Source organism: Actinoplanes sp. NPDC023801, from assembly GCF_040639655.1.
GTDB lineage: Bacteria > Actinomycetota > Actinomycetes > Mycobacteriales > Micromonosporaceae > Actinoplanes.
The window spans coordinates 14,684-34,520 of the sequence record NZ_JBFAAI010000015.1 but is presented as its reverse complement, the minus strand read 5'-3'; the positions used below and the strand labels follow the sequence as shown (position 1 = coordinate 34,520).

The 19,837-nt window shown below is 71.2% G+C and carries 21 protein-coding genes; 13 read left to right on the top strand and 8 right to left on the bottom strand.

What is annotated here, in order from left to right:
- The first annotated feature begins 13 nt into the window (after positions 1–13).
- The 9 genes from AB0G04_RS25285 to AB0G04_RS25245 all read left to right on the top strand — a co-directional run bounded on the left by AB0G04_RS25285 (position 14) and on the right by AB0G04_RS25245 (position 8,397).
- Positions 14–994 carry an ornithine cyclodeaminase family protein gene (locus tag AB0G04_RS25285; protein ID WP_360987325.1) on the top strand — a complete coding sequence of 327 codons (981 nt, stop codon included), beginning with the start codon at positions 14–16 and terminating at the stop codon, positions 992–994.
- Positions 991–2,379: an MATE family efflux transporter gene (locus AB0G04_RS25280; protein ID WP_360987323.1), complete on the top strand. Its 1,389-nt coding sequence runs from the start codon at positions 991–993 to the stop codon at positions 2,377–2,379. The genes AB0G04_RS25285 and AB0G04_RS25280 overlap by 4 nt, the downstream gene beginning before the upstream one ends.
- On the top strand, positions 2,376–3,488 hold the full coding sequence (gene hisC / locus AB0G04_RS25275) for a histidinol-phosphate transaminase (protein ID WP_360987321.1): 1,113 nt from the start codon (positions 2,376–2,378) through the stop codon (positions 3,486–3,488). Before AB0G04_RS25280 ends, hisC begins: the two co-directional genes overlap by 4 nt.
- Positions 3,485–4,468, top strand: coding sequence for a cysteine synthase family protein (locus AB0G04_RS25270; protein ID WP_360987319.1), 984 nt, complete (start codon positions 3,485–3,487; stop codon positions 4,466–4,468). The genes hisC and AB0G04_RS25270 overlap by 4 nt, the downstream gene beginning before the upstream one ends.
- Before the next feature lie 221 nt (positions 4,469–4,689).
- On the top strand, positions 4,690–5,691 hold the full coding sequence (locus AB0G04_RS25265; protein WP_360987317.1) for a metal ABC transporter substrate-binding protein: 1,002 nt from the start codon (positions 4,690–4,692) through the stop codon (positions 5,689–5,691).
- Between the two features lies 1 nt (position 5,692).
- Positions 5,693–6,448, top strand: a complete 756-nt coding sequence (locus AB0G04_RS25260; protein WP_360987315.1) for a metal ABC transporter ATP-binding protein — start codon at positions 5,693–5,695, stop codon at positions 6,446–6,448.
- Positions 6,445–7,314, top strand: a complete 870-nt coding sequence (locus tag AB0G04_RS25255) for a metal ABC transporter permease (RefSeq protein ID WP_360987313.1) — start codon at positions 6,445–6,447, stop codon at positions 7,312–7,314. Before AB0G04_RS25260 ends, AB0G04_RS25255 begins: the two co-directional genes overlap by 4 nt.
- On the top strand, positions 7,298–8,107 hold the full coding sequence (locus AB0G04_RS25250) for a metal ABC transporter permease (RefSeq protein ID WP_360987312.1): 810 nt from the start codon (positions 7,298–7,300) through the stop codon (positions 8,105–8,107). The genes AB0G04_RS25255 and AB0G04_RS25250 overlap by 17 nt, the downstream gene beginning before the upstream one ends.
- Positions 8,104–8,397, top strand: coding sequence for a metalloregulator ArsR/SmtB family transcription factor (locus tag AB0G04_RS25245; RefSeq protein ID WP_360987310.1), 294 nt, complete (start codon positions 8,104–8,106; stop codon positions 8,395–8,397). Before AB0G04_RS25250 ends, AB0G04_RS25245 begins: the two co-directional genes overlap by 4 nt.
- 1 nt (position 8,398) lies before the next feature.
- On the opposite strand, the gene AB0G04_RS25240 is transcribed toward AB0G04_RS25245, so the two are convergent.
- From AB0G04_RS25240 to AB0G04_RS25230, 3 genes are read right to left on the bottom strand one after another with little or no spacing between them, the layout of a single operon-like run.
- Positions 8,399–9,484 carry a hypothetical protein gene (locus AB0G04_RS25240; protein ID WP_360987308.1) on the bottom strand — a complete coding sequence of 362 codons (1,086 nt, stop codon included), beginning with the start codon at positions 9,482–9,484 and terminating at the stop codon, positions 8,399–8,401.
- Entirely contained in the window at positions 9,481–10,185 is a 705-nt protein-coding gene (locus AB0G04_RS25235; RefSeq protein ID WP_360987306.1) for a TIGR03943 family protein, read from the bottom strand. The genes AB0G04_RS25240 and AB0G04_RS25235 overlap by 4 nt, the downstream gene beginning before the upstream one ends.
- Positions 10,182–11,192, bottom strand: coding sequence for a permease (locus tag AB0G04_RS25230; RefSeq protein WP_360987304.1), 1,011 nt, complete (start codon positions 11,190–11,192; stop codon positions 10,182–10,184). The genes AB0G04_RS25235 and AB0G04_RS25230 overlap by 4 nt, the downstream gene beginning before the upstream one ends.
- Positions 11,193–11,422: 230 nt before the next feature.
- On the opposite strand from AB0G04_RS25230, the gene AB0G04_RS25225 reads away from it, so the two are divergent.
- On the top strand, positions 11,423–11,872 hold the full coding sequence (locus AB0G04_RS25225; RefSeq protein WP_360987302.1) for a hypothetical protein: 450 nt from the start codon (positions 11,423–11,425) through the stop codon (positions 11,870–11,872).
- 41 nt (positions 11,873–11,913) lie between these two features.
- On the opposite strand, the gene AB0G04_RS25220 is transcribed toward AB0G04_RS25225, so the two are convergent.
- Positions 11,914–13,005, bottom strand: a complete 1,092-nt coding sequence (locus AB0G04_RS25220; RefSeq protein WP_360987300.1) for a cellulose binding domain-containing protein — start codon at positions 13,003–13,005, stop codon at positions 11,914–11,916.
- 120 nt (positions 13,006–13,125) lie between these two features.
- Here AB0G04_RS25220 and sigJ point away from each other — a divergent pair, with 120 nt between their 5' ends.
- Together sigJ and AB0G04_RS25210 are read left to right on the top strand one after the other, a co-directional pair.
- Positions 13,126–14,046: an RNA polymerase sigma factor SigJ gene (sigJ, locus tag AB0G04_RS25215; RefSeq protein WP_360987298.1), complete on the top strand. Its 921-nt coding sequence runs from the start codon at positions 13,126–13,128 to the stop codon at positions 14,044–14,046.
- Positions 14,047–14,122: 76 nt separating this feature from the next.
- On the top strand, positions 14,123–15,232 hold the full coding sequence (locus tag AB0G04_RS25210; protein WP_360987296.1) for an FAD-dependent oxidoreductase: 1,110 nt from the start codon (positions 14,123–14,125) through the stop codon (positions 15,230–15,232).
- An 80-nt stretch (positions 15,233–15,312) separates the two neighbouring features.
- On the opposite strand, the gene AB0G04_RS25205 is transcribed toward AB0G04_RS25210, so the two are convergent.
- Positions 15,313–15,723 carry an ATP-binding protein gene (locus AB0G04_RS25205; RefSeq protein WP_360987294.1) on the bottom strand — a complete coding sequence of 137 codons (411 nt, stop codon included), beginning with the start codon at positions 15,721–15,723 and terminating at the stop codon, positions 15,313–15,315.
- Here AB0G04_RS25205 and AB0G04_RS25200 point away from each other — a divergent pair.
- Positions 15,659–16,000, top strand: a complete 342-nt coding sequence (locus tag AB0G04_RS25200) for a DUF6228 family protein (protein ID WP_360987680.1) — start codon at positions 15,659–15,661, stop codon at positions 15,998–16,000. The genes AB0G04_RS25205 and AB0G04_RS25200 overlap by 65 nt on opposite strands.
- Before the next feature lie 22 nt (positions 16,001–16,022).
- Here AB0G04_RS25200 and AB0G04_RS25195 read toward each other — a convergent pair whose 3' ends face one another.
- The 3 genes from AB0G04_RS25195 to AB0G04_RS25185 all read right to left on the bottom strand — a co-directional run bounded on the left by AB0G04_RS25195 (position 16,023) and on the right by AB0G04_RS25185 (position 19,833).
- A complete protein-coding gene (locus AB0G04_RS25195) occupies positions 16,023–16,907 on the bottom strand; it encodes a phosphotransferase (protein WP_360987292.1) in 885 nt (294 codons plus the stop codon).
- 332 nt (positions 16,908–17,239) lie between these two features.
- Entirely contained in the window at positions 17,240–18,298 is a 1,059-nt protein-coding gene (locus AB0G04_RS25190; protein WP_360987290.1) for a hypothetical protein, read from the bottom strand.
- Positions 18,295–19,833: a plastocyanin/azurin family copper-binding protein gene (locus AB0G04_RS25185; protein ID WP_360987288.1), complete on the bottom strand. Its 1,539-nt coding sequence runs from the start codon at positions 19,831–19,833 to the stop codon at positions 18,295–18,297. Before AB0G04_RS25185 ends, AB0G04_RS25190 begins: the two co-directional genes overlap by 4 nt.
- Positions 19,834–19,837: the final 4 nt, after the last annotated feature.

Sequence of the window (19,837 nt, the reverse complement as noted above, 5' to 3'; positions counted from 1 at the left end):
GGAGACACCTCTCATGTCCCACAGTTACGCCCCGCCGGGGCAGTTGTGGCTGCTACCCCAGAGCCAGCAGGAAGGCCTCGCGCTCGACCACCGGCAGGTGCTCGGGGTCGTCGAGCGGGCCTACCGGGCACTGCGCGAGACCGGGTCCGACAACCCGGTCAAGACGATCATCGAAGCGCCGGGCGACCGGTCGCTGAGCTACTCGATGGTGGCCCGCGACGCCGCCAGCGACACCGTCTGCTTCAAGGCCGTGTACGAGTTCGATCCGCGGCGTGCCCGCGACGGCTACCGGTTCCACTCGTTCGTGTTCCTCTGCGACGACACCACCGGCGCGCCGATCGCGCTGATGGACGTGGTCAAACTCGGACCGCTGCGGTCGTCGGCCACCACCGCCCTGTTCGCCCGCGAAGCCTGTCCCGACGCCCGCAGCGCGCTGGTCGTGGGCACCGGTGTGCAGGGGCAGACGGCACTGCCGATGCTGCTCGCCGCGCTTCCCGGCCTCGACCGGCTGCAGGTCTACGGCACCTACCCGGACGGGCTGCGCGCCGTCCGCGACAGCGCCGGCGGCCGGGACGTGGAGATCGTCGAGGACCTGCAGAAGGCGGCCGGCGAGGCGGACATCGTGATCGGCGCCGCCGGTCTGTCCGTACGCGAGGAGGTCCGCCGCGAGTCGATGAAGCCGGGTGCGATCGCCGTGCTGCTCGGGTACGGCGTGCACGCCGACGTGTGTCACGGCGCCGATCATCGGATCGCCACCGACACCGCGCAGATGCATGCCACCGGCGACGACCTGCGCGGACCGGACGGCAGCCTGCCCACGGTCGACGCCGAACTGCCGGACATCCTCCTCGGCCGGGCCCCCGCCCGCCGGGACCCCGGCGACGTGGTGTTCGCCTACAACAGCGGTATGGCCGTCACCGACGCCGCGCTCGGCCGGTACATCGCCGATCTGGCGCTGGCCGCCGGGCGCGGGGAGAGGGTCACGTTCTGGTGACCGGCTGGTGGATCACGAACTCCCGCAACCTGCTCGCACTCGCTTTCCCGCTGATCCTGACCAACTTCGCCTACGTCGCGCTGACCACCGTGGACATCGTGATGCTCGGCCGGCTCGGTGCACTGGAGATCGCCGCCGCCGGTCTGGCCATCACCCTGTTCAACCAGCTGCGCACCACCGGGACCGGCCTGGTCACCGGGGTCGGCAACCTGGTCGCCGAGGCCGCCGCCCGCGGCGACCACCGGCGGATCCGCGAGCTGCTGTTCGCCGGCTTCTTCTGGGCCACCGCCGGCGGTGCCGTCTTCGGGGTGGCGCTGCTGTCGATCGGCCCGCTGCTGGTCCTGCTGGGCCAGGACCCGGCCGCCGTCGCGAAGGCCGGTGACTTCCTGATGATCCTGGCGCCCGGGATGCTGCCGTGCCTGTGGTTCCAGAACCTGCGGCACTTCACCACCGGGCTGAAGCGGCCCGGCCCGCTGCTGGCCATCACGATCGTGTCCATCGGGCTCACCATCGCCCTGAACTACGTGCTGATCCACGGCAAGCTGGGCCTGCCCGCGTTCGGCTTCCTCGGTGTCGCGATCGCCACCGTCACGGTGTTCCTGCTGTCCTTCCTGGCCTTCGCCGTGGTCGTCCGCCGGGACGGCACGCTCCGTCCGTACACCGAAGGGTCCGTTCGCGGGGTCTGGTCGTCCGAGGCGGTCGGCTCGGTGTGGCGCCTGGGGCTGCCGATCGCGGGCACCTACGCCTCGGAGGCCGGGTTCTTCAGCGTGCTCACGCTGCTGGTCGGCACCCTCGGCGTGGAGGCGCTGGCCGCGCAGACCGTACTCAATCAGATCGTCTACATCGTCTTCATGATCTCGGCGGGCATCTCGCACGCGGCATCGATCCACATCAGCGACGCCGTCGGCGCCGGCGCCCACGCCCGGGCCCGCCGCCTCGGTCTGCTGGGTCTGGCCTGGGGTGTGATCGCGACGCTGGTCGTGGCGGTGCCCTACCTCCTGATGCCGGAGACGATCGTGCGGCTGTTCCTCTCCGCCGGCTACGCCGCGAACGCCGACGTCATCGCCCTGACCGCGTCGGGCCTGCTGATCGCCGCGGTCATGCAGATCTTCGACGCCGGCCAGAACATCGGCAACGGGATCCTGCGCGGCGTCGGCGACACCGCCGGACCGTTCCGGATCTCCCTGATCGGCTACTGGCTCATCGGGTTGCCGGCCGGCTGGCTGCTGGGCGTGAGCGCCGGCTGGGGCGTCCACGGCGTCTGGATCGGGCAGACCGTGGGGCTCGCCGCGACCGCCGGGATGCTGCTGGCCGCCTTCCTCCGGCGCGTCGGCCGGCTGGAGAGACCACCGATCGGCCACCTGACCACGGAAGTGAGTTCATGATCGAATCCCTGCTCCGCCGGGAGGTGACCGGCCTGCCCGCGTACGACCCCGGCGCGGACCCGGACGAGGTGGCACGCGACAGCGGCGCCCGCGTCATCAAACTGTCGAACAACGAGAACCCGTTCGGCGCCTCGCCCGCGGTCGCCGTCGCGGTGCACCGGCGGCTCGCCGACACCAGCCGCTACCCCGACCCGACCGGGAAACGGCTGGCCGCGGCGATCGGGCGGACCGTCGGGGCGCCGCCCGAGCGGATCGTGCTCGGCAACGGCTCGGAGAACATCCTCGAACTGCTGTGCCAGGCGGTGCTCAACCCCGGCGACCTGGTCGTCACCCAGGCGCCCGGCTTCAGCCTGCACGACATCTTCCCGCGCATGATGGGCGCGCGGGTCGAAAAGGTGCCGGTCACCGACGGGTTCGGGTTCGATGCCGGCGCGTGGGACCAGGCACTGGCGGCCGGCCCGAAACTCGTGTTCCTCGCCAATCCCTGCAACCCCACCGGAGTGATGCTCACCGGTGCCGAGCTGAAACGCGTCGTCACCGGGACTCCGGAGTCGGCTCTGCTGGTGCTCGACGAGGCGTACTGCGAATTCGCCCGCCCGGACCCGGACTATCCCGACGGGCTCGAGATGCTGCGCGACCACGACCGGCCGTGGATCGTGCTGCGTACCTTCTCCAAGGCGTACGGCCTGGCCGGCTTCCGGGTCGGTTACGGCATCGCCTCCAGCCCGGCGCTGGTCCGGGCGCTCGACCGGGTGCGTACCCCGTACAACGTCAACCAGCTGGCTCAGGACGCCGCCGTGGCGGCCCTCGGCGACCCGGCACACCTGGCCGAGACCGTGCGCCGGACCGGCACGGAGATCGGCAGGCTCACCGTCCGGCTGCGGGAGGCCGGGCTGCGGGTGGCGCCGTCGGCGGCCAACTTCCTGTTCATCGACACGGCCCGTGACGCCGGCGAGGTCGTCCGGCGGCTGCACCGCTCCGGAATCATCGTCAAGGCGTGGCGCGAGTCCGGATACGAGAGCTTCATCCGAGCCTCGCTGTCGACGCCCGAGGAGAACGACCTCTTCGTGCGGCGGCTGCTCGAGATCTGCGAAAGGCGAGACTGGTGATCACCGACAAGATCTCCGACCTGATCGGCGGTACGCCGCTTCTCCGGCTGGCTGTGGCACCCGGCATGGGCACCGTGCTGCTGAAGATGGAGCAGTACAACCCGACCGGCAGCGCCAAGATCCGGATGGCGCGCAACATGATCGACGAGGCCGAGGCGCAGGGCCTGCTCGCGCCGGGCGGCTGGCTGGTCGAGTCCACCTCCGGCAACACCGGGGTCGGCCTGGCGCTCATCGCCGCCGAACGCGGCTACAAGTTCAGTGCCGTCATCGACAACCACTCGAGTGCCGACAAACAGCGGGCCATGCGGGCGTACGGGGCGGAGCTCGTCAACGTGGGCGGGGACGACGACGCACTGGCCACCGCCGAACGCGACGCCGTGGCCGAGCGCCTGGCGATCGAGCACGGCGCCTACTGGACCGCTCAGCACCTCAACGAGGGCAACCCCAACAGCTACCGGGCCGTCGCCCGGGAACTCATCGACGCGCTCGGCGAACGGATCGACTGGCTGTACGGAGCGGTCGGCACCGGCGGCTCGCTCTGCGGCACAGGCCGCGGCCTGCGTGAACGCATCCCCGACCTGCGGATCGTCGGCGTCGAGCCGCTGGGATCGGTCGTCTTCGGCGGGCCGGGTGCGCCGTATCACCAGTCCGGCACCGGCACCCCCGAGGGCGCGGAGATCGGGCACCTCGTCGACTACGACCTGATCGACGACGGCATCACCGTCACCGACGCGGAGGCCTTCGAGACCTGCCGCTACCTGGCCCGCCGCTACGGGATCCTGGTCGGCGGCTCCGCGGGCGGTGTGATCTACAAGGCCCTGGAGCGGGCCCGTGACGTACCGCCGGAGACCGTCATCGTCGTGCTCGTCTGCGACGGCGGCGAGAAGTACCTGGACACCGTTTACAACGACGACTGGATGGCGGCCGAGGGCCTGTTCGACGCCACTGTGGTCAACCACCTGGAGTCGATGCTCCGCTGAACCCACCAGCTGGCCCGCACCGCTGTCTCAACCGCCCCGAGGCAGCGGTGCCCGCCAGCCCGCTTTTTGTGCCTGTGCGCTACCGCTGTCTCAGCGCGCTTGAGACAGCGGTAGCGCACAGCCTGGTTTTTGGTGGGCTTTGCGGGGCGGAACATATCGTCAGTTTGCGATTAGACGATAAATTTCGAAAATGATTATCGTTCCACTCCTCAGTGACAGGAGTGAGATCGTTGAAGAACCACCACCGTCTGGTCCGGACCGCCGCCATCGCCGCGGTCACCACCGCGATAGCCGCCTGCGGTTCCGGAACGCCCGAACCCGGCGCCTCGTCCGCAACGGGCGGCGGCCCGAAGCTCGCCGTCGTGGCGACCACCCCGGAGGTCGCCGACTTCGTCCGCAACGTCGGCGGATCCGACGTCGAGGTCACCCAGATCATCAAGCCCAACGTCGACCCGCACGACTACGAGCCCACGCCCGCCGACCTGCAGGCCATCGCGAGCGCCAAGCTGGTCGTGAAGAGCGGCGTCGGCCTCGAGGAATGGCTCGACCGCACCATCGAGTCGGCCGGCTTCACCGGCACCGTCGTCGACTCCAGCCAGGGCGTCACCCTGCGCGAGGGCGGCCACGAGGAGGAGGGCGAGCACGCCGGGGAGAAGGGCGAGGAGCACGCGGGCGAGGAGGAGCACGACCCGCACATCTGGCACGACCCGCGCAACGCCAAGATCATGGTGACGAACATCCAGAAGGGTCTCGCCGCGGCCGAACCGGCCAAGGCCGGCGCGTTCGCGAAGAACCTCGCCACCTACAGCGCCGAACTCGACAAGCTCGACAGCGACAACACCGCCGCCTGGGCGAAGATCGCGAAGGCCGACCGCAAGCTGGTCACCAACCACGACGCGTTCGGCTACTACATCGCCCGCTACGAGCTGGAGTTCGTCGGCTCGGTCATCCCCAGCCTGGACACCTCCGCCGAACTGTCGGCCAAGCAACTCACCGACCTGGTCGCCAAGATCAAGGCCACCGGCACCAAGGCGATCTTCGCGGAGAGCTCGCTGCCGCCCAAGACCGCCGAGGCCATCGCGCAGCAGGCCGGCGTCAAGGTCGTCGCCGGTCAGGACGCGCTGTTCGGTGACAGCCTCGGCGCGCCGGGCAGCCCGGAGGGCACCTACCTCGGCGCCGAACGGCACAACACGCAGGTCATCGTCGACGCGCTGGCCGGCTGAGATGACGACCGCCGCCCTGCGCCTGGCCGGAGTCAGCGTGGGCTATTCGGGCACCCCCGTGGTCACCGGCGTCGACCTCGAACTAGGCGCGGGGCAGCGGCTCGCCCTGGTCGGCCCGAACGGCGCCGGCAAGTCCACCGTCATCAGATCCGTGCTCGGCCTCGCCCAGATCCTCGACGGAACCGCCACCGTCCTGGACCGCACCCCGGCCCGCGCCCGCGCGCTCACCGGGTACGTGCCGCAGACCGGCAACCTCGACCCCGACTTCCCCGTCAGCGTCCGGCAGGTCGTGATGATGGGCCGCTACCGGCAGCTCGGCTGGTGGCGGCCCGCCCGCGCCACCGACCGCCGCGCCGTCACCGAGGCCCTCGACCGGGTCGGGCTCGCCGACCGGGCCGGGCACCGCTTCGGCCTGCTCTCCGGCGGCCAGCGGCAACGGGTCCTGCTCGCCCGCGCGATCGCCGCGCAGCCGCGCCTGCTGCTGCTCGACGAACCGTTCAACGGCGTCGACGCGGTCAGCCAGGAGGCGATCGTCCGGGTCCTGCGCGAACTGTCCGCCGACGGGACCGCACTGGTGCTCAGCACCCACGACCTCGCCGTCGCCCGTGACCTCGCCGACCTGGTCTGCCTGATCAACGGGCGGCAGTGGGCGGTGGGCCCGCCCGGCGAGACCCTCACGGCCGGTCCGCTCCGGCAGACGTACGGCAGCTCCGCCATCGATCTGGCCGACGGCCGGATGGTGCTGGTGGACCCATGATCGAGCCGTTCGCCGTACCGTTCATGGGCCGTGCCCTCACCGAGATCGCGCTGCTGGCACTCGTCTGCGGCCCGGTCAGCGTGTTCGTCTTCGTACGCCGGCTGTCGTTCGTCTCCGACGCGCTCACCCACACCGTCTTCCCCGGCGTCGTGGTCGGTTTCGTCGCCGGCGGCATGGACGGCCTGTTCACCGGCGCGCTCGTGGCCGGCGTGCTCACCGCCGTGGTGCTGACCGTGCTGACCCGCAGCGCCCGGCTCACCGACGACGCCGCCACCGCGGTCGTGCTCACCGCGATGTTCTCGATCGGCGTGATCCTGGTGTCCCGGCGTACCTCGTACACCTCCGATCTGACCGCCTTCCTGTTCGGCCGGCTGCTGACCGTGACGCCGCGGCAGATCGCCGAGACCGCCGTGCTGGCGGCGGTGATCCTGGTGGCGCTGGCACTCGGCGGGCGCGCGCTGATGTTCCGGGCCTTCGACCCGGCCGGCGCGGCGGCGGCCGGCCTGCGGATCGGCTGGCTGGACCTGTGGCTCAACATCCTGCTCGCTCTGGTGGTGGTCGCCGCGGTACGCGCGGTCGGCACGATCCTGGTCGTCGCGTTGCTGATCGTGCCGGCCGCGGCCGCCCGGATGGTGACCGACCGGCTCGTGCCGATGGCCGTGATCGGCACCGGCCTGGTACTGGCCGCCGGCTACTCCGGTCTGCTGCTGAGCTGGACCGCGTCGCTGCGCTACGGCATCGCGCTGACGTCGGCCTCCGCCGTGGTGCTGATGCTCGTTCTGGCCTACGTGCTGCTCCTGCCCTTGCGCCGGTGGCGCGACCGCGCCTTCACCGGAAGGACGTCGCCGCATGAACTGGTGGGATGACGTGATGCACCGGGCGGTCGCCGAGGTGGTCCTCGTCGGTGCGCTGACCGGCCTGATCGGGGTGCAGGTGGTGGTGCGGCGGCTGTCGTTCTTCACGATGGCCCTGACCCACGCCACGTTTCCCGGCGTGGTGGCCGCCTCGATCATCGGCGTGAACCTGCTGCTCGGCGGTGTCGTGACCGGCGCGATCGTGGCCCTCGGGGTGGCGGCGCTGACCCGCCGCCGCGGGCAGGACGCGGCGGCCGCCACCGGGGTGCTCGTGTCCGGCGGGTTCGCTCTCGGGGCGGCGCTGGTGGCTACCCAGAGCGGGTTCAGCCGGGACCTGTCATCGTTCCTGGTCGGCTCGATCCTCACGGTCAGCGCCTCGGATCTGCTCGTCACGGGCTGTGTGCTGGCCGTCGTCGCGCTGGTGCTGGCGCTCTGTGCCCGGCCGCTGCTGTACGCGGGTTTCGACCCGGCGGGCGCCCGCGCCTCGGGCGTCCGGGCCGCAGGCTGGGACGTGGTTCTGCTGCTCACCATCGTCCTCGTCGTGGTGACCGTGGTACCCGCGGTCGGCACGATCCTGGCGCTGTCGCTGATCGTCGCCCCGGCTGCGGCGGCCCGGCTCTGGTCGGACCGTCTGCCGGTGGCGACCGTACTGGCGGTCGTGTTCGCGGTCGCCAGCGGCCTGGCCGGACTCTGGGCGTCGAGCCGGTGGAACGTCGCGGCGGGCGCGAGCATCTCGCTTGCGGCAACCGCCGTGCTGGTGCTGTCGTGGGGACTGCGGCGGCTGAGGCGGGAAGTGCCGGCATGAAGATGGAACAGGCCGAGCTCGACCGTGCTGTGCAGGTGCTGCGCGGGATGGCGTACCAGCACCGGCTCCACATCCTGATGGTGCTGCGCGACGGTGAGGCGACCCCGTCGGCGCTGTGCGAGGTCGTACCGGCGCACCCGACCGCGATCTCGCACCACCTGCGGCACCTCGCCGACGCCGGCCTGATCCTGCGCCGGCGCAGCGGGCAGCGGGTCTATTACTCGCTGCCGGGTGAGTCGACCGGAAAACTCATCGACGACATCCTGGACTTCCTCAGCGGCGGGCGGTGACTCAGATCGTGCGCAGGTCCAGGACGTGCCACTCGGCGGCACTGCCGCTGCTGGTGTACCACCACACGAGCCCGTTGCGGCTCTGTGTGTCGTTCGCCGCGGTGGCCAGCTCGACGGTGCCGCCGGTGTCGATGTCGTAGACGAGCAGGCCCGCCGTGCCGGTGGTTTCCGAGTGCTGCCCCGGCTCGGCGAGGATCTCGAACCGGTCGAGGACCGCGACGTCGGGGATCGCGGTCCGGGCCGTGCCGGCCGCCATCTCCCGGCGCTGGGAGCCGTCCGGTCGCATCAGGTCGATACGGACCAGATCGTCACCGCCGACCACCATGACGCGGCACCAGGACGGGCTGCACGCCGCGAACTCGCCGCCGGCGGTCGGCACCGTGATCTCCCGGCCGGTACTCATGTTGCGCATCAGGGTGGCGGCGGCACCGCCGCTGGCGCCGTCGTCGAGCCACGGCCACGACGCCATCGTCCACTCGCCCTGCTGGCGGGTGATCGAGACGGGTCCGCCGGTCAGCGCGACCGAACGGACCTCGGTCACGGCGTCGTCAGCCGATCCCGCCGTCCAGTACACCCGGCCGGCGTGGTGCACCAGGTCGTACTGGCTGCCGTGGAACACCACGTCGCCGACGTCGGCGGTGAGGCGCCGGGCCGGGCCGGCGCCGGTGGTGTTCGCGGCCCAGAGCTGCGGTGGCCCGCTGTCGGTGAACTCGGTCCAGACGACGTGGTCGCCGGCCGGTGTCACGTTCTCGAACCGGGGGTTCGCGGCGGTGTCCAGGCGGCGCAACTCCCGCATCCCGTCGCCGGTACGCAGCAGCAGGCGCAGGAACTTGTCGTCGTTGCTGGTCGAGACACCCACCGCGGTGGTGGTGTCGAGGAACAGCAGGGGACGCAGCGGCAGGTCGCGGAGCGTCGTGAACTCCGCGTCCGGCCAGGCCGTCGTCATCGACGGGCGCGGGGTGCGCGCCTCGGCCACGGGTCCGGGTTCGGCGGGGCTGCCGCGGAGGATCAGGACGGCGGTCGCGCCGAGGGCGACGGTCAGGCCGGCGACGGTCAGGGCGCGGCCTCGCTGCGGTGCGGTGCTCATTCGTACGGCCGCCGGGGTGCCGTGGTCTTCTGCCAGCTCTTCACCTCGAGGTACGGCACTTCGGCACTGTTGACCGGGTCCTTGTCCATCCGGCTGCTGTAGGTGCCGACGACCTGGACCCAGGTGTCGACCGGCGCGTCGACGTTCACGCCACCGGTGAGACCGACCTTGATGGGGCGGCCGTCGGCGGCGCAGCAGGCCAGCACCATCCGGGCCAGCATCGGGCGGCCGTCCGGGCCGGGTGTGACGAAGCCGGTGAGCCGTACCGTGCGGCCCTCGAGGCTCCTGCCGGAGTCGAAGACGGCGCGCGACGCGTAGTCCATCAGGCTGAGCGGTACCGGATCGCCGGGCGGCAGCGGCGAGAACTCCGACTCGATCCGCGCCGAGGCCAGGACGCTGCCGGACTGCCCGGCGGCGTACGAGCCGAGTGCGGGCGGCGCGATCAGCAGCAGTCCGGCAGCCGGCAGGATCAGCAGCCAGCCGACCTGCGGCTCGTGGTGTCCGTGCTCGTCGTGGCCGGTTCGGGACCCCAGGTCGTGGACGAGAGTCATCACGGCGGCCGCCAGCAGCAGCACACCGGCCGCGATCAGGAACGGTCGCAGGCCCTCCTTGACGTAGCGCAGATACACGTCGGTGAGGCTCGCCTTGAGGATCGCCCCGCCGAACAGCACCAGCACGACCGCTTGCGCCCGCCGGTTCACCAGATCACCACCCCGACCGCCGTGCCCACCAGGACCGCTGTCACGAACGTCGCCGGCGCGAATCGCACGGCGAACCGCCGGCCGAACATCCCGGCCTGCATCGAGATCAGCTTCAGGTCGACCATCGGGCCCACGACCAGGAACACCAGCCGCGACGTGAGCGAGAACTGCGACAGCGACGCGGCGACGAACGCGTCGGCCTCGCTGCAGATCGACAGCAGTACGGCCAGCGTGGCCAGGGCCAGCACCGACAGCACCGGCTCGGCGGCCAGGCTCTGCAGCCAGGACTCCGGTACCACCACGTTGATGGTCGCCGCCGCGGCGGCACCGATCACCAGGAACCCGCCGGCGTGCATCACGTCGTGGCGACAGGCGGCCCAGAACGCCCGGGCCCGGGAATCGCCGTCGGAATCGGGACGGTGCGGGAGGCGGATCCATTCCGTTTTGCCGAGTCGTAGCCACAGCCAGCCCATCGCAGTCGCTACGACAAGGCTCGCCACCGCGCGGGCCAGCACCATTTCCGGGTTGCCGGGAAAGGCGACCGCTGTCGCGGTGAGCACGATCGGATTGATCGCCGGTGCGGCCAGCAGGAAGGCCAGTGCGGCGGCCGGCGTGACGCCCCGGCGGATCAGTGAGCCGGCGATCGGTACGCTGCCGCACTCGCAGCCGGGCAGGACGATACCGGCGAGACCGGCGGCGGGTACGGCCGCGGCCGGGTGCCGGGGCAGGGCTCTGGCCCAGAACGACCGGGGTACGAAGACGGCGATCACCGCTGACAGCACGACCCCGAACACCAGGAACGGCACGGCCTGCACCAGCACCGACACGAACACCGTGGTCCAGGTCTGCAGCCGTGGGTCGGAGACCAGGCCGGCGAGCGGGTTGCGGAACACCACCAGGAGGACGAGAAGGAGCGCCAGGGCTTCGACGGATCCGGGTCGCCACCCGTCGGCCGGTTCGGCGGCTTCGGGCGGAGCCGGGCGTGCGCGGGTCTCGAGGGGGTTCAACAATGCGCTCCAATTCCGCCACGGGGATCTTCCCGGCGACCGGAATAGTCACGGTCGTCAATCAATCTACCCGCCGCCGGGGAATGCGCAAGATCCGCTGCCGAATTCATTCCGGGTGCGAATAGGAATCAACTTATGCTCAATTGGTGATATGTGCAGAACTGCAAATTCCGCGCCTCTGCGACGAACCGCGGGCCCACCGGCCGGACCGGACGTGATCTACTTCCGCGATGGGCAGCTCGAACATGGACTACCGGGGGTCCGGCTTCTGGGTCCGCGACTACCAGGCCGAGGTGTGGCTGTATCTGCTGGCGCAGGAGGCCGGGCGAATGTCGCCGGCCCCGGCATGGCTGGCCGGCGCCCGAGCCGACTGGGAGACGCATGCCACCGCCGGATTCATGGGATGCGTGTCGTCCCGCCTGGATGATCATCTCGGCACCGAGCCCGATCGGGTCGCGGTGGTGCTGGACCTGTCCGAACGGGTCCTCCAGCGGCTGCGCGAGTGGTCACCGGCCATCCCGAAAGATCTCGTCAACTCCTTCGGCACCGGCGGTGACCCGGAGTCGTTCTCGTCGGACCTGGACACCGGCCCGATCCTGGCGTGCGGCCATGCCTTCGTACGGCTGCTCCGTGGCGAGTTCCCACCCGGTTACGACAGATGGGCCACAGCGTCCGGGTGACTGCCCGCGAGCCGGGGCGCCACGGGCAGTCACCGGCGTACTCAGCTGAAGCTGAGGTTGTAGCTGTTGGTGGTGAAGGCCGACCGGCCGGCGGTGCCGGAGATCTCGTAGCCGAACTGGAACTGGCCCAGGGCCACGTCACCCCACCAGTTGTTCGTCCGCAGCCAGTTCAGCATCGCGAGCACGTTGAGCGTGCCGGAGTTGCTGTTGGACGTACGCACGAACGAGAACACCGCGTTGGCGCCGTTGGAGCCACGGTAGATGTTCCAGGTGGCGCCGCCGACGCTGACGTTGCGGGCGGTCGGGACCGCGCCGTTGGCGTCGTACTGCTCGGCGATCGGGCCGACCGCGCCCTGCTTGTTGGTCCAGATCATGATCTCGTACGCGTTGTTGTCGGCCCAGATGTCATACGAGGTGACGTAGTCCCCGCCGGCCGGCACGGTCACGTTGTACGAACTGTTGAGCGTGTTCAGTGAGCTCAGTCTCCGGTTGAGCGGGTAACTGACGTTGGGGTACGACTTGATGCCGCTGGTCCGCGGGTGGTTGGCGATCACACCCCAGTTGCTCGTCGACCGGGCCCACGTCGTCTGGGTGCCGGCGCCCGAGCCCCAGATGTTGTTGTAGACGGTGTATCCGTTGGTGGTCCAGTTGTCCCACTGCCCGGAGCCGGACCAGACGGCGTCCGACGGTACGCCGGTGCCCGGCGTGGAGGGCGACGGGCTCGTCGGGGACACGCCGCCGGTGCAGGCGGTGCCGTTCAGGGTGAACGCGGCCGGCACCGCGTTGCTGCCGGTCGAGGACCCGTTGAAGCCGAACGACGCCGTGCCGTTGGTGCCGATCGACCCGTTGTGGCCGGCGTTCCTGGCGGTGACCGTGGAGCCGCTCTGGGTGAGGCTGGTGTTCCATGCCTGGGTGACCGTCTGGCCCGACGGGAAGGTCCAGACCAGGCTCCACGAGGTGAGCGGGTCGCCCAGGTTGGTGATCGTGACGTTGGCGCCGAAGCCACCCGGCCACGAGCCGCCGACCGTGTAGGCGACGCTGCAGCCGGCGGCGGCTGACGCGGGTAGTGCGGTCAGTCCTGCGACGAGGGATGCCGCGGCGGCCGCCGCGAGCACGCTTGTTCCTCTTCTCATGTCGTTGTCCGATCTCGGGGGAGTGGTCGTCGAAGCGCTTCGATGGGGATGTCAAGCCTCGACGAACATCAATGGGGTTGATGCCCGATGCTAGGGCGGGCCGAGTTAGATTGTCGAGTCATGGTGGTCAGCGGTGCGGATGTCGAGGTGTTCGAGCGGTCCCGTCCCCGCCTCGAGGCGATCGCCTATCGGCTGCTCGGCTCGGCGAGCGACGCCGAGGACGCCGTCCAGGACACCTTCCTGCGCTGGCAGGCCGCCGACCGCGACCGCGTCGAGATACCCGAGGCGTGGCTGACCAAGGTCCTCACCAACCTGTGCCTCAACCAGCTGACCTCGGCGCGCGCCCGCCGCGAGACCTACATCGGCCCGTGGCTGCCCGAGCCGATGCTCACCGGTGACCCGATGCTGGGCCCCGCCGAGACCGCCGAACAGCGCGACTCCGTGTCGATCGCCGTGCTCACCCTGATGGAACGCCTGACCCCGAACGAGCGCGCCGTCTACGTGTTGCGCGAGGCGTTCGGCTACCCGCACGCCGAGATCGCCGGGATCCTCGACCTGACCGAACCCAACTGCCAGCAGATCCACCGGCGTGCCCGTCAGCACATGAGCGCCGGCCGCGTCCGGACCACGACCGACGCGGCCGCCGCCCGCCGGATCGCCGACGAGTTCCTGGCCGCCGCGCTCAGCGGCGAGGTGGAACCCCTGGTCCGGCTGCTGACCGCCGATGCTGTCGGCCTCACCGACGGCGGCGGCGAGGTGCCGGCCCGTACCACCCCGATCCTCGGTGGCCTCCAGCTGGCCCGCGTGCTGCGCGGCATCTTCCGCCCCGGTGCGGTCGACCGGTTCCTTCCCGAGGGCGGTTTCAGCCTGCATGCGGCCGTCGTCAACGGCGGCCCGGCGATCCTGGCCGTCGCCGGGAACCGGGTGGCCGGCGCCATCTGTCTCGAGACGACCGCCGACGGCATCGCCGCCCTGCACATCCAGGCCAGCCCGTCGAAGCTCGGGCGCCTGACCCGCGACTGGGCCGCCGCCACGGAGTGACCCAGCTCACTGTCAGGGATCATCCCGCTGCCCGGTTCAAGGGGTGAACGCCGCCCATCGGAACAGGAGCGCACCCATGAGGCACCGCATCGTCGTCCTCGGAGCCGGATACGCCGGCGCCCACACGGCCGGCCGCCTGGCCCGCCGCCTGCACCCCGCCGACGCCGAGATCACCCTGGTCAACGCCGAGCCCGACTTCGTCCAGCGGATCCGCATGCACCAGCTCGCGACCGGCCAGAAGGTGGCCCGCCGCCCGCTGCGCGACGTGTACGCGGGCACCGGTGTCACTCTGCGGCAGGCACACGTCGTCGCCATCGACGCCGATGATCGAAGCATCACCTGCGGCAACGGCCTCGAGATCAACTACGACACCCTGGTGTACGCCCTGGGCAGCACCGCCGTCACCGACGGCCACCACGTCTCCGGCGAGCAGGGCGCCCTCCGGCTGCGGGACCGTCTGCGCGAACTGACCCGCGGCGGGACGGTACTGGTGGCCGGCGGCGGACTCACCGGCATCGAGGCGGTCACCGAGATCGCCGAGTCCCGTCCCGACCTCGACGTGACGATCGCCGTCCGCGGCGAATTCGGCGACTGGCTCAGCGACCGGGCCCGCGACCATCTGCACCGGGTCGCCGCCGGCCTCGGCATCACCGTGCACGAGCACACCGACGCCACCCGGCTCGCCGCCGACGTGACCGTGTGGGCGACCGGCTTCAGCGCTCACCCGATCGCCGCTGCCGGCGGCCTCACCGTCACCGACGGCCGGGTGGTCGTCGACGACAGCATGCGGTCGGTCTCGCACCCGGGGGTGTACGCCGTCGGCGACGCCGCGATCGTGGCGGGACCGGGCGGCAAGCCGCTGCGGATGTCGTGCGCGACGGGCGTACCGATGGCGTGGCAGGCGGCCGACGCGATCACCGCGCGTCTGACCGGCGGGACGGTCCCGTCGAATCACATCCGCTACTACGCCCAGTGCGTCAGCCTCGGCCGGCGCGACGGCATCATCCAGTTCGTCACCGCCGACGACCGGGCCACGCCGAAGGCGCTCATCGGCCGCCCCGCGGCACGGATGAAGGAGCTCGTCTGCGCGGGTGCAGCCTGGGCGATCGGCCACCCCACGATGCTGATGCCCACCCGCCGCCGGCACCTCACGCCGACCGGCCGTACCGTCACCGAGCCGGTCTGACCGCGAGGCCGCCGGCCTGCCGCCACGGCCGTCACGCCGTGCCCGGCCCGCGCTTCTCCAGGTGGCCGGACGTGGCACCGTCAGGTCGTTGGGGTGTCCGGGAACACGGTCGCCCAGACGACCTTGCCGCCGCGGGCGGGCATGGCACCCCAGGCCGGGACGACGGCATGCACCAGCAGCAGCCCCCGTCCCTGTTCCTGCAGCGCCGCCGCGCTGTCTTCCCCGGGCGGTTCGTGCAAGCGGGGATAGCGGGTGTCGCCGTCACGAACGGCCAGCAGCAGCCCGGGACCGGTACGCACCACGGTGACCACCAGGTCGGTACCGGCGTGCAGTACGGCGTTGGAGGCTAGTTCGGAGACGACCAACGCGGCGTCGTGTCGCAGATGAGGCAGTTGCCACCGGTCACAGGCCCGCGCCACGAGGCTTCTGGCAGCCGCCACCGCGAGCGGATTCGGGCCGAGCCGGACCTGCAGCCGCAACGCGCGCGGCACGTCCGCGGCGAGCGCCTGGCGTGCTGACTGGCGAGCTCCGCGCGGCTGGAAGGACGTACGAACCTGGCATTCGCTGGAGCGCGAGCTCGCCCTCGACGCCCGGCACGACGGGCGCGGTCACGTGTCGCTCGGGGTGACGCTGAGGAAACCGGGTCCTGACTGGGACGGCACCGCCTGGTCGGCCAGGGCCGTCTTCATGCTGGAGGCGGGCGAGGAGATGGCCGGGTTCGCCGCGGACCTGACCTACGTGATCAGCACCGGGGGTGACCCTGCCTGATCAGCGCCGGCGACGATCGCGATCAGCGCCAGGGGCGATCGCGGATGAGTTCCTCCAGGCCGGTCAGGCGATCGGTGAGCAGACCGGCCGGGACGTCGTCGGGGGTGGTCAGCGCCAGAAGGATGTCGGAGGCCAGGTAGGTCGCGTGCCGCACCTCGCAGGCGGCCCGCAGGTCTCCGGGGGAGGTCGCCGTCTCGCGGGCGACGACGTCGAGGACGGCGTCCTGGTGCGGGCCGCTCAGGGAGATCACGAAGAACCAGTCGTCGAGCGGCTCGCCGAAGCGGGCCCATTCGAAGTCGAGCAAGGTGGTCAGGCGGTCGCCGGTGGCGAGCCAGTTCCCCCAGTGGCAGTCGGCGTGTACCGGGACTACCGTCCGGGCCCGGTCCGGCGCGTTCGCCGCGATCGCGGTGATACCGGTGAGCAGCGCGGACGGCACGACGCCGTGGCGGTCGGCGGCGGCGAGGCCGTCCAGGAGGCGGAACAGGGCGTCGCGGCTGACGAATCCGCCGTGGCCGAGTGGTTCACGCAGGATCTGCGCGGCACGGTCCGGGGGAGTCCAGGCGTGCAGCGCGCCGAGCCGGTGGATCGCCTGCTCGGCCAGGGAACACGCGGTTCGGGCGCCGATGCCGGGCAGGCCCATGCCGGGTGCGATGCCCGGCATCCGGGTGTAGCAGGCGTAGCGGACCTCGCGGCCGTCCAGCGTGTGCACGCCGCTGGACAGCAGCGGCGCCGTGACGCCGGCCGGCAGGTCGGGTGCCAGCGCGATCTCCCGGTCCAGTCTGGTGTGACGGCCCGCGTCGATGATCTTCAGGACGACGTCCGAGCCGAGGAAGACCTGGTGGGAGAGGCTGTCCACGAGGGTCAGCGGGCCGGGTTCCAGGCCCAGGGACTTGAGCAGTGTCTCCATCCGGAACTCCCGTTCTTCGGTAGCTGCCGGACACCGTAGAGCCGAAGGTGACCGAGCGCGGCGGATGCCGTGCGGCGATCACCGGCTGAGTGGGCTGCACCAGCGCCGGGCGTCTTCGGTCGTACCGAAGGCATGAGATCGGGGGGTTTCGGCCGCGAACGTGATCGTCGAGGGTGCCGGAGGAATTGTCGAGCGCCGGCGGTGCGTGACGTCTTTCGTGATCTGTGCCACTGTCGCCGGGCTGCGGCGCGCAACGAGGATCGCGCGGGTTCCGCGCTCGACAAGTCGATCGGGCCGGCAGCGCTAAGGCTCCCGGCCCGATCGTCACTCACCTACAGGTCGGCCGGACCCGCTGCGGCGGCCTCCTGCTCGGCGACCGTACGGCGCTGCTCGCCGCGCTGTTCGGCCTCGCTGCCGCGGGCGGCACCGGCAGAATTGCCGCGGGCGGCACCAGCAGAGGTGTCACTGGTGGCGCCGGCGGAGTTGTCGCCGGCAGCCCCGGCAGCCCCGGCAGCCCCGGCAGCCCCGGCGGGCGCGGCACGCCGCTGAGCCGCCGCCGCCGTGTCGCCTGCCACGCCGCCGCGGATGCGATTGTTCGCGGCGACCTTGGCGACCGGATTGTTGCTGGTCACGGTCAGCGCGCCGTCGATGATGGTGTCGTCGACCCAGACGCCGCCGGTGGTGTTGGTGACGCTGACGTCCCGGCCGAAGTAGCCACCGGACGCGCACCCGTCGAGGGCGCCGTTCGGGCCGAGTTGCACGCCGCCCAGGTTGCCGGCGAACGTCGACCGGCCACGGACCGCGCTGCCGCAGACCACGCTGCCGGTCGAGCTGTTGAGCACTGAGAGCGTGCCGTCGACGAACGAGTCGTGCAGGTCGGTGTAGTGGGTGCCGGTGGTGCTCAGCCCGCCGGACACCTCGCTGCCCTTCTCCAGCCGCACCTCACCGGCCTGCGCGTTCACCGAGCCGGTGATCTTCGTGTCCTCGGCGAACAGGAAGCCGTCGATCGTGGCGGTGCCCTTGGGTCGTACCGTGACCGAGCCCGTCTCGGCCTGCCGCAGGTAGAGGCCGTAACCGCCGGCCGCCAGGACCACCACACCGCCGACGGTGCTGCTCGAGGCGTCCAGGTAGCCGTTGGCGGCGACGCGGACCTCGCCGTCGATGCGCCCGCCGTCGATGACCAGGTTGGCGCCGGCCGCGACGCTGACGTTGCCGGTGATCGTGGTGCCGGTCAGGTCGCACGACTCGCCGGCCGGGACATGCAGATCATTGGGTACGGTCACCGCGCCACCGGTGCCGATGCAGTGGGTGACCAGGGCGGCGCCGGCTGGTGCACCGGTGAGGGCGGTCGTGACGACCACGGCGGTGACGGTGGCGGCGATGAGCCTCATCGTGTTTCTCCCTTGTCTGATGCCGCCGCGGCGCGGACGATCGTCCCCGCCTGCCGGTGGGTGAGCTTGCCGGCGGTGGCCAGCGTTGTCGTCACGGCCTCCACGTGCCGGACGAACGCGGCGTGGGTGGGGTAGCCGGCGCGTTCCGCGATCAGGTCGTTGACGGTGCAGCCGTTGCCGGTGTCGGTGTTGGGGATCCGGGTGTCGAAGCCGTCGATGACGACGGTGTCGCGGGTGTCGGAGTCGGGGCAGGCGTCCGCGCCCCGCTCGGCGACCGTGAAGGTGACCGACTTCTCCGCCGCCGCGTTTCCGGCGTTGTCGGAGGCCCGGTAGCGGACGGTGTGGGCGCCGATCGCCGGCACGGCCACCGCGCTGGTGTAGACGGTCCACTCGCCGTCATCGAGGCGATACTCCGCAGACTTCAGCCCGGAGCCGCCGGTGTCGGTGGCAGTGAGCGTGACGGTCGCCGAACCGAGATAGTTGCCGCTCCCGTCCCGCTCGCCGGTCAGAGCTGCCGTGACCTGCGGCGGGGTGGTGTCCTCGACCGGCGGCGCGACGATCGTGAAGTGGGCCATCTGCTCGGCCGAGGTGTTGCCGGCGTTGTCGGTTGCCCGGTAGTGCAGCATGTGCGCGCCGACCGTGGTCACCGCGACCGGGCTGCTGTACGTGGTCCAGGCGCCGCCGTCGAGCTGGTACTCGATGCGGGCGAGGCCGGAGCCGCCGGTGTCGGTAGCGGTCAGTGTCGTGGTGGCGGCGCCGACGTAGTTGCCCGCGCTGTCGCGGTTGCCGGCGGTCTGTCCGGTCACCACCGGCGCGGTGGTGTCCGGCTGCTGGCCCTGGGCGACCCGGAACGACACCGAGCCGACCGCCGAGGTGTTGCCGGCGTTGTCGGTAGCGCGGAACTGCACCGAGTGGTCGCCGATCGCGGTGACCGCGACCGGGGCCGAGTACGCCTGCCAGCTGGTGTCGTCGACCTGGTACTCGACGGTGCGCACCCCGGAACCGGCGTCGGCGGCGGTGACCGTCACGGTGGCCGAACCGAGGTAGGCGCCCTGGCTGTCGCGGTTGCCGGTGACCGCGCCGGTGACCGTGGGCGCCGTGGTGTCCGGGTCGCCGCCGCCGGTGGTGACGGTCAGCTCGCCGACCATGGTGCTGTGCCCCGGGATGGTGCAGAAGTACCGGTACTTGCCGGGCGTCAGGGTGACGTTCGCCTGGTGGCGGCCGTTGTTGACGTCGAACGGGCCGGCCAGGATGTTGAGGGTGACGTCGTGGTTGTAGCCCTCGGTGCTGGTGTCGAAGGTCAGCGTGTGCGGCATGCCGGTGGTGTTGCCGGTGGCCGCGCTGTTCTCGAACACGATCGTCGTGGCCCCGGCAGCCGCGGTCGTGGGCACGGACTTGTATCTGGTGATGTCGTCGTCGGCGGTCCAGGTGAGCGTCTGCGCGGCGGCCGCGGGTGGAACTGCCCCCGCGAGCACCGCCAGCAGCACGGCGATGAGCGTCGCGCCGGCACGCCGGAGAACGGTGGATTGAGACATGGCA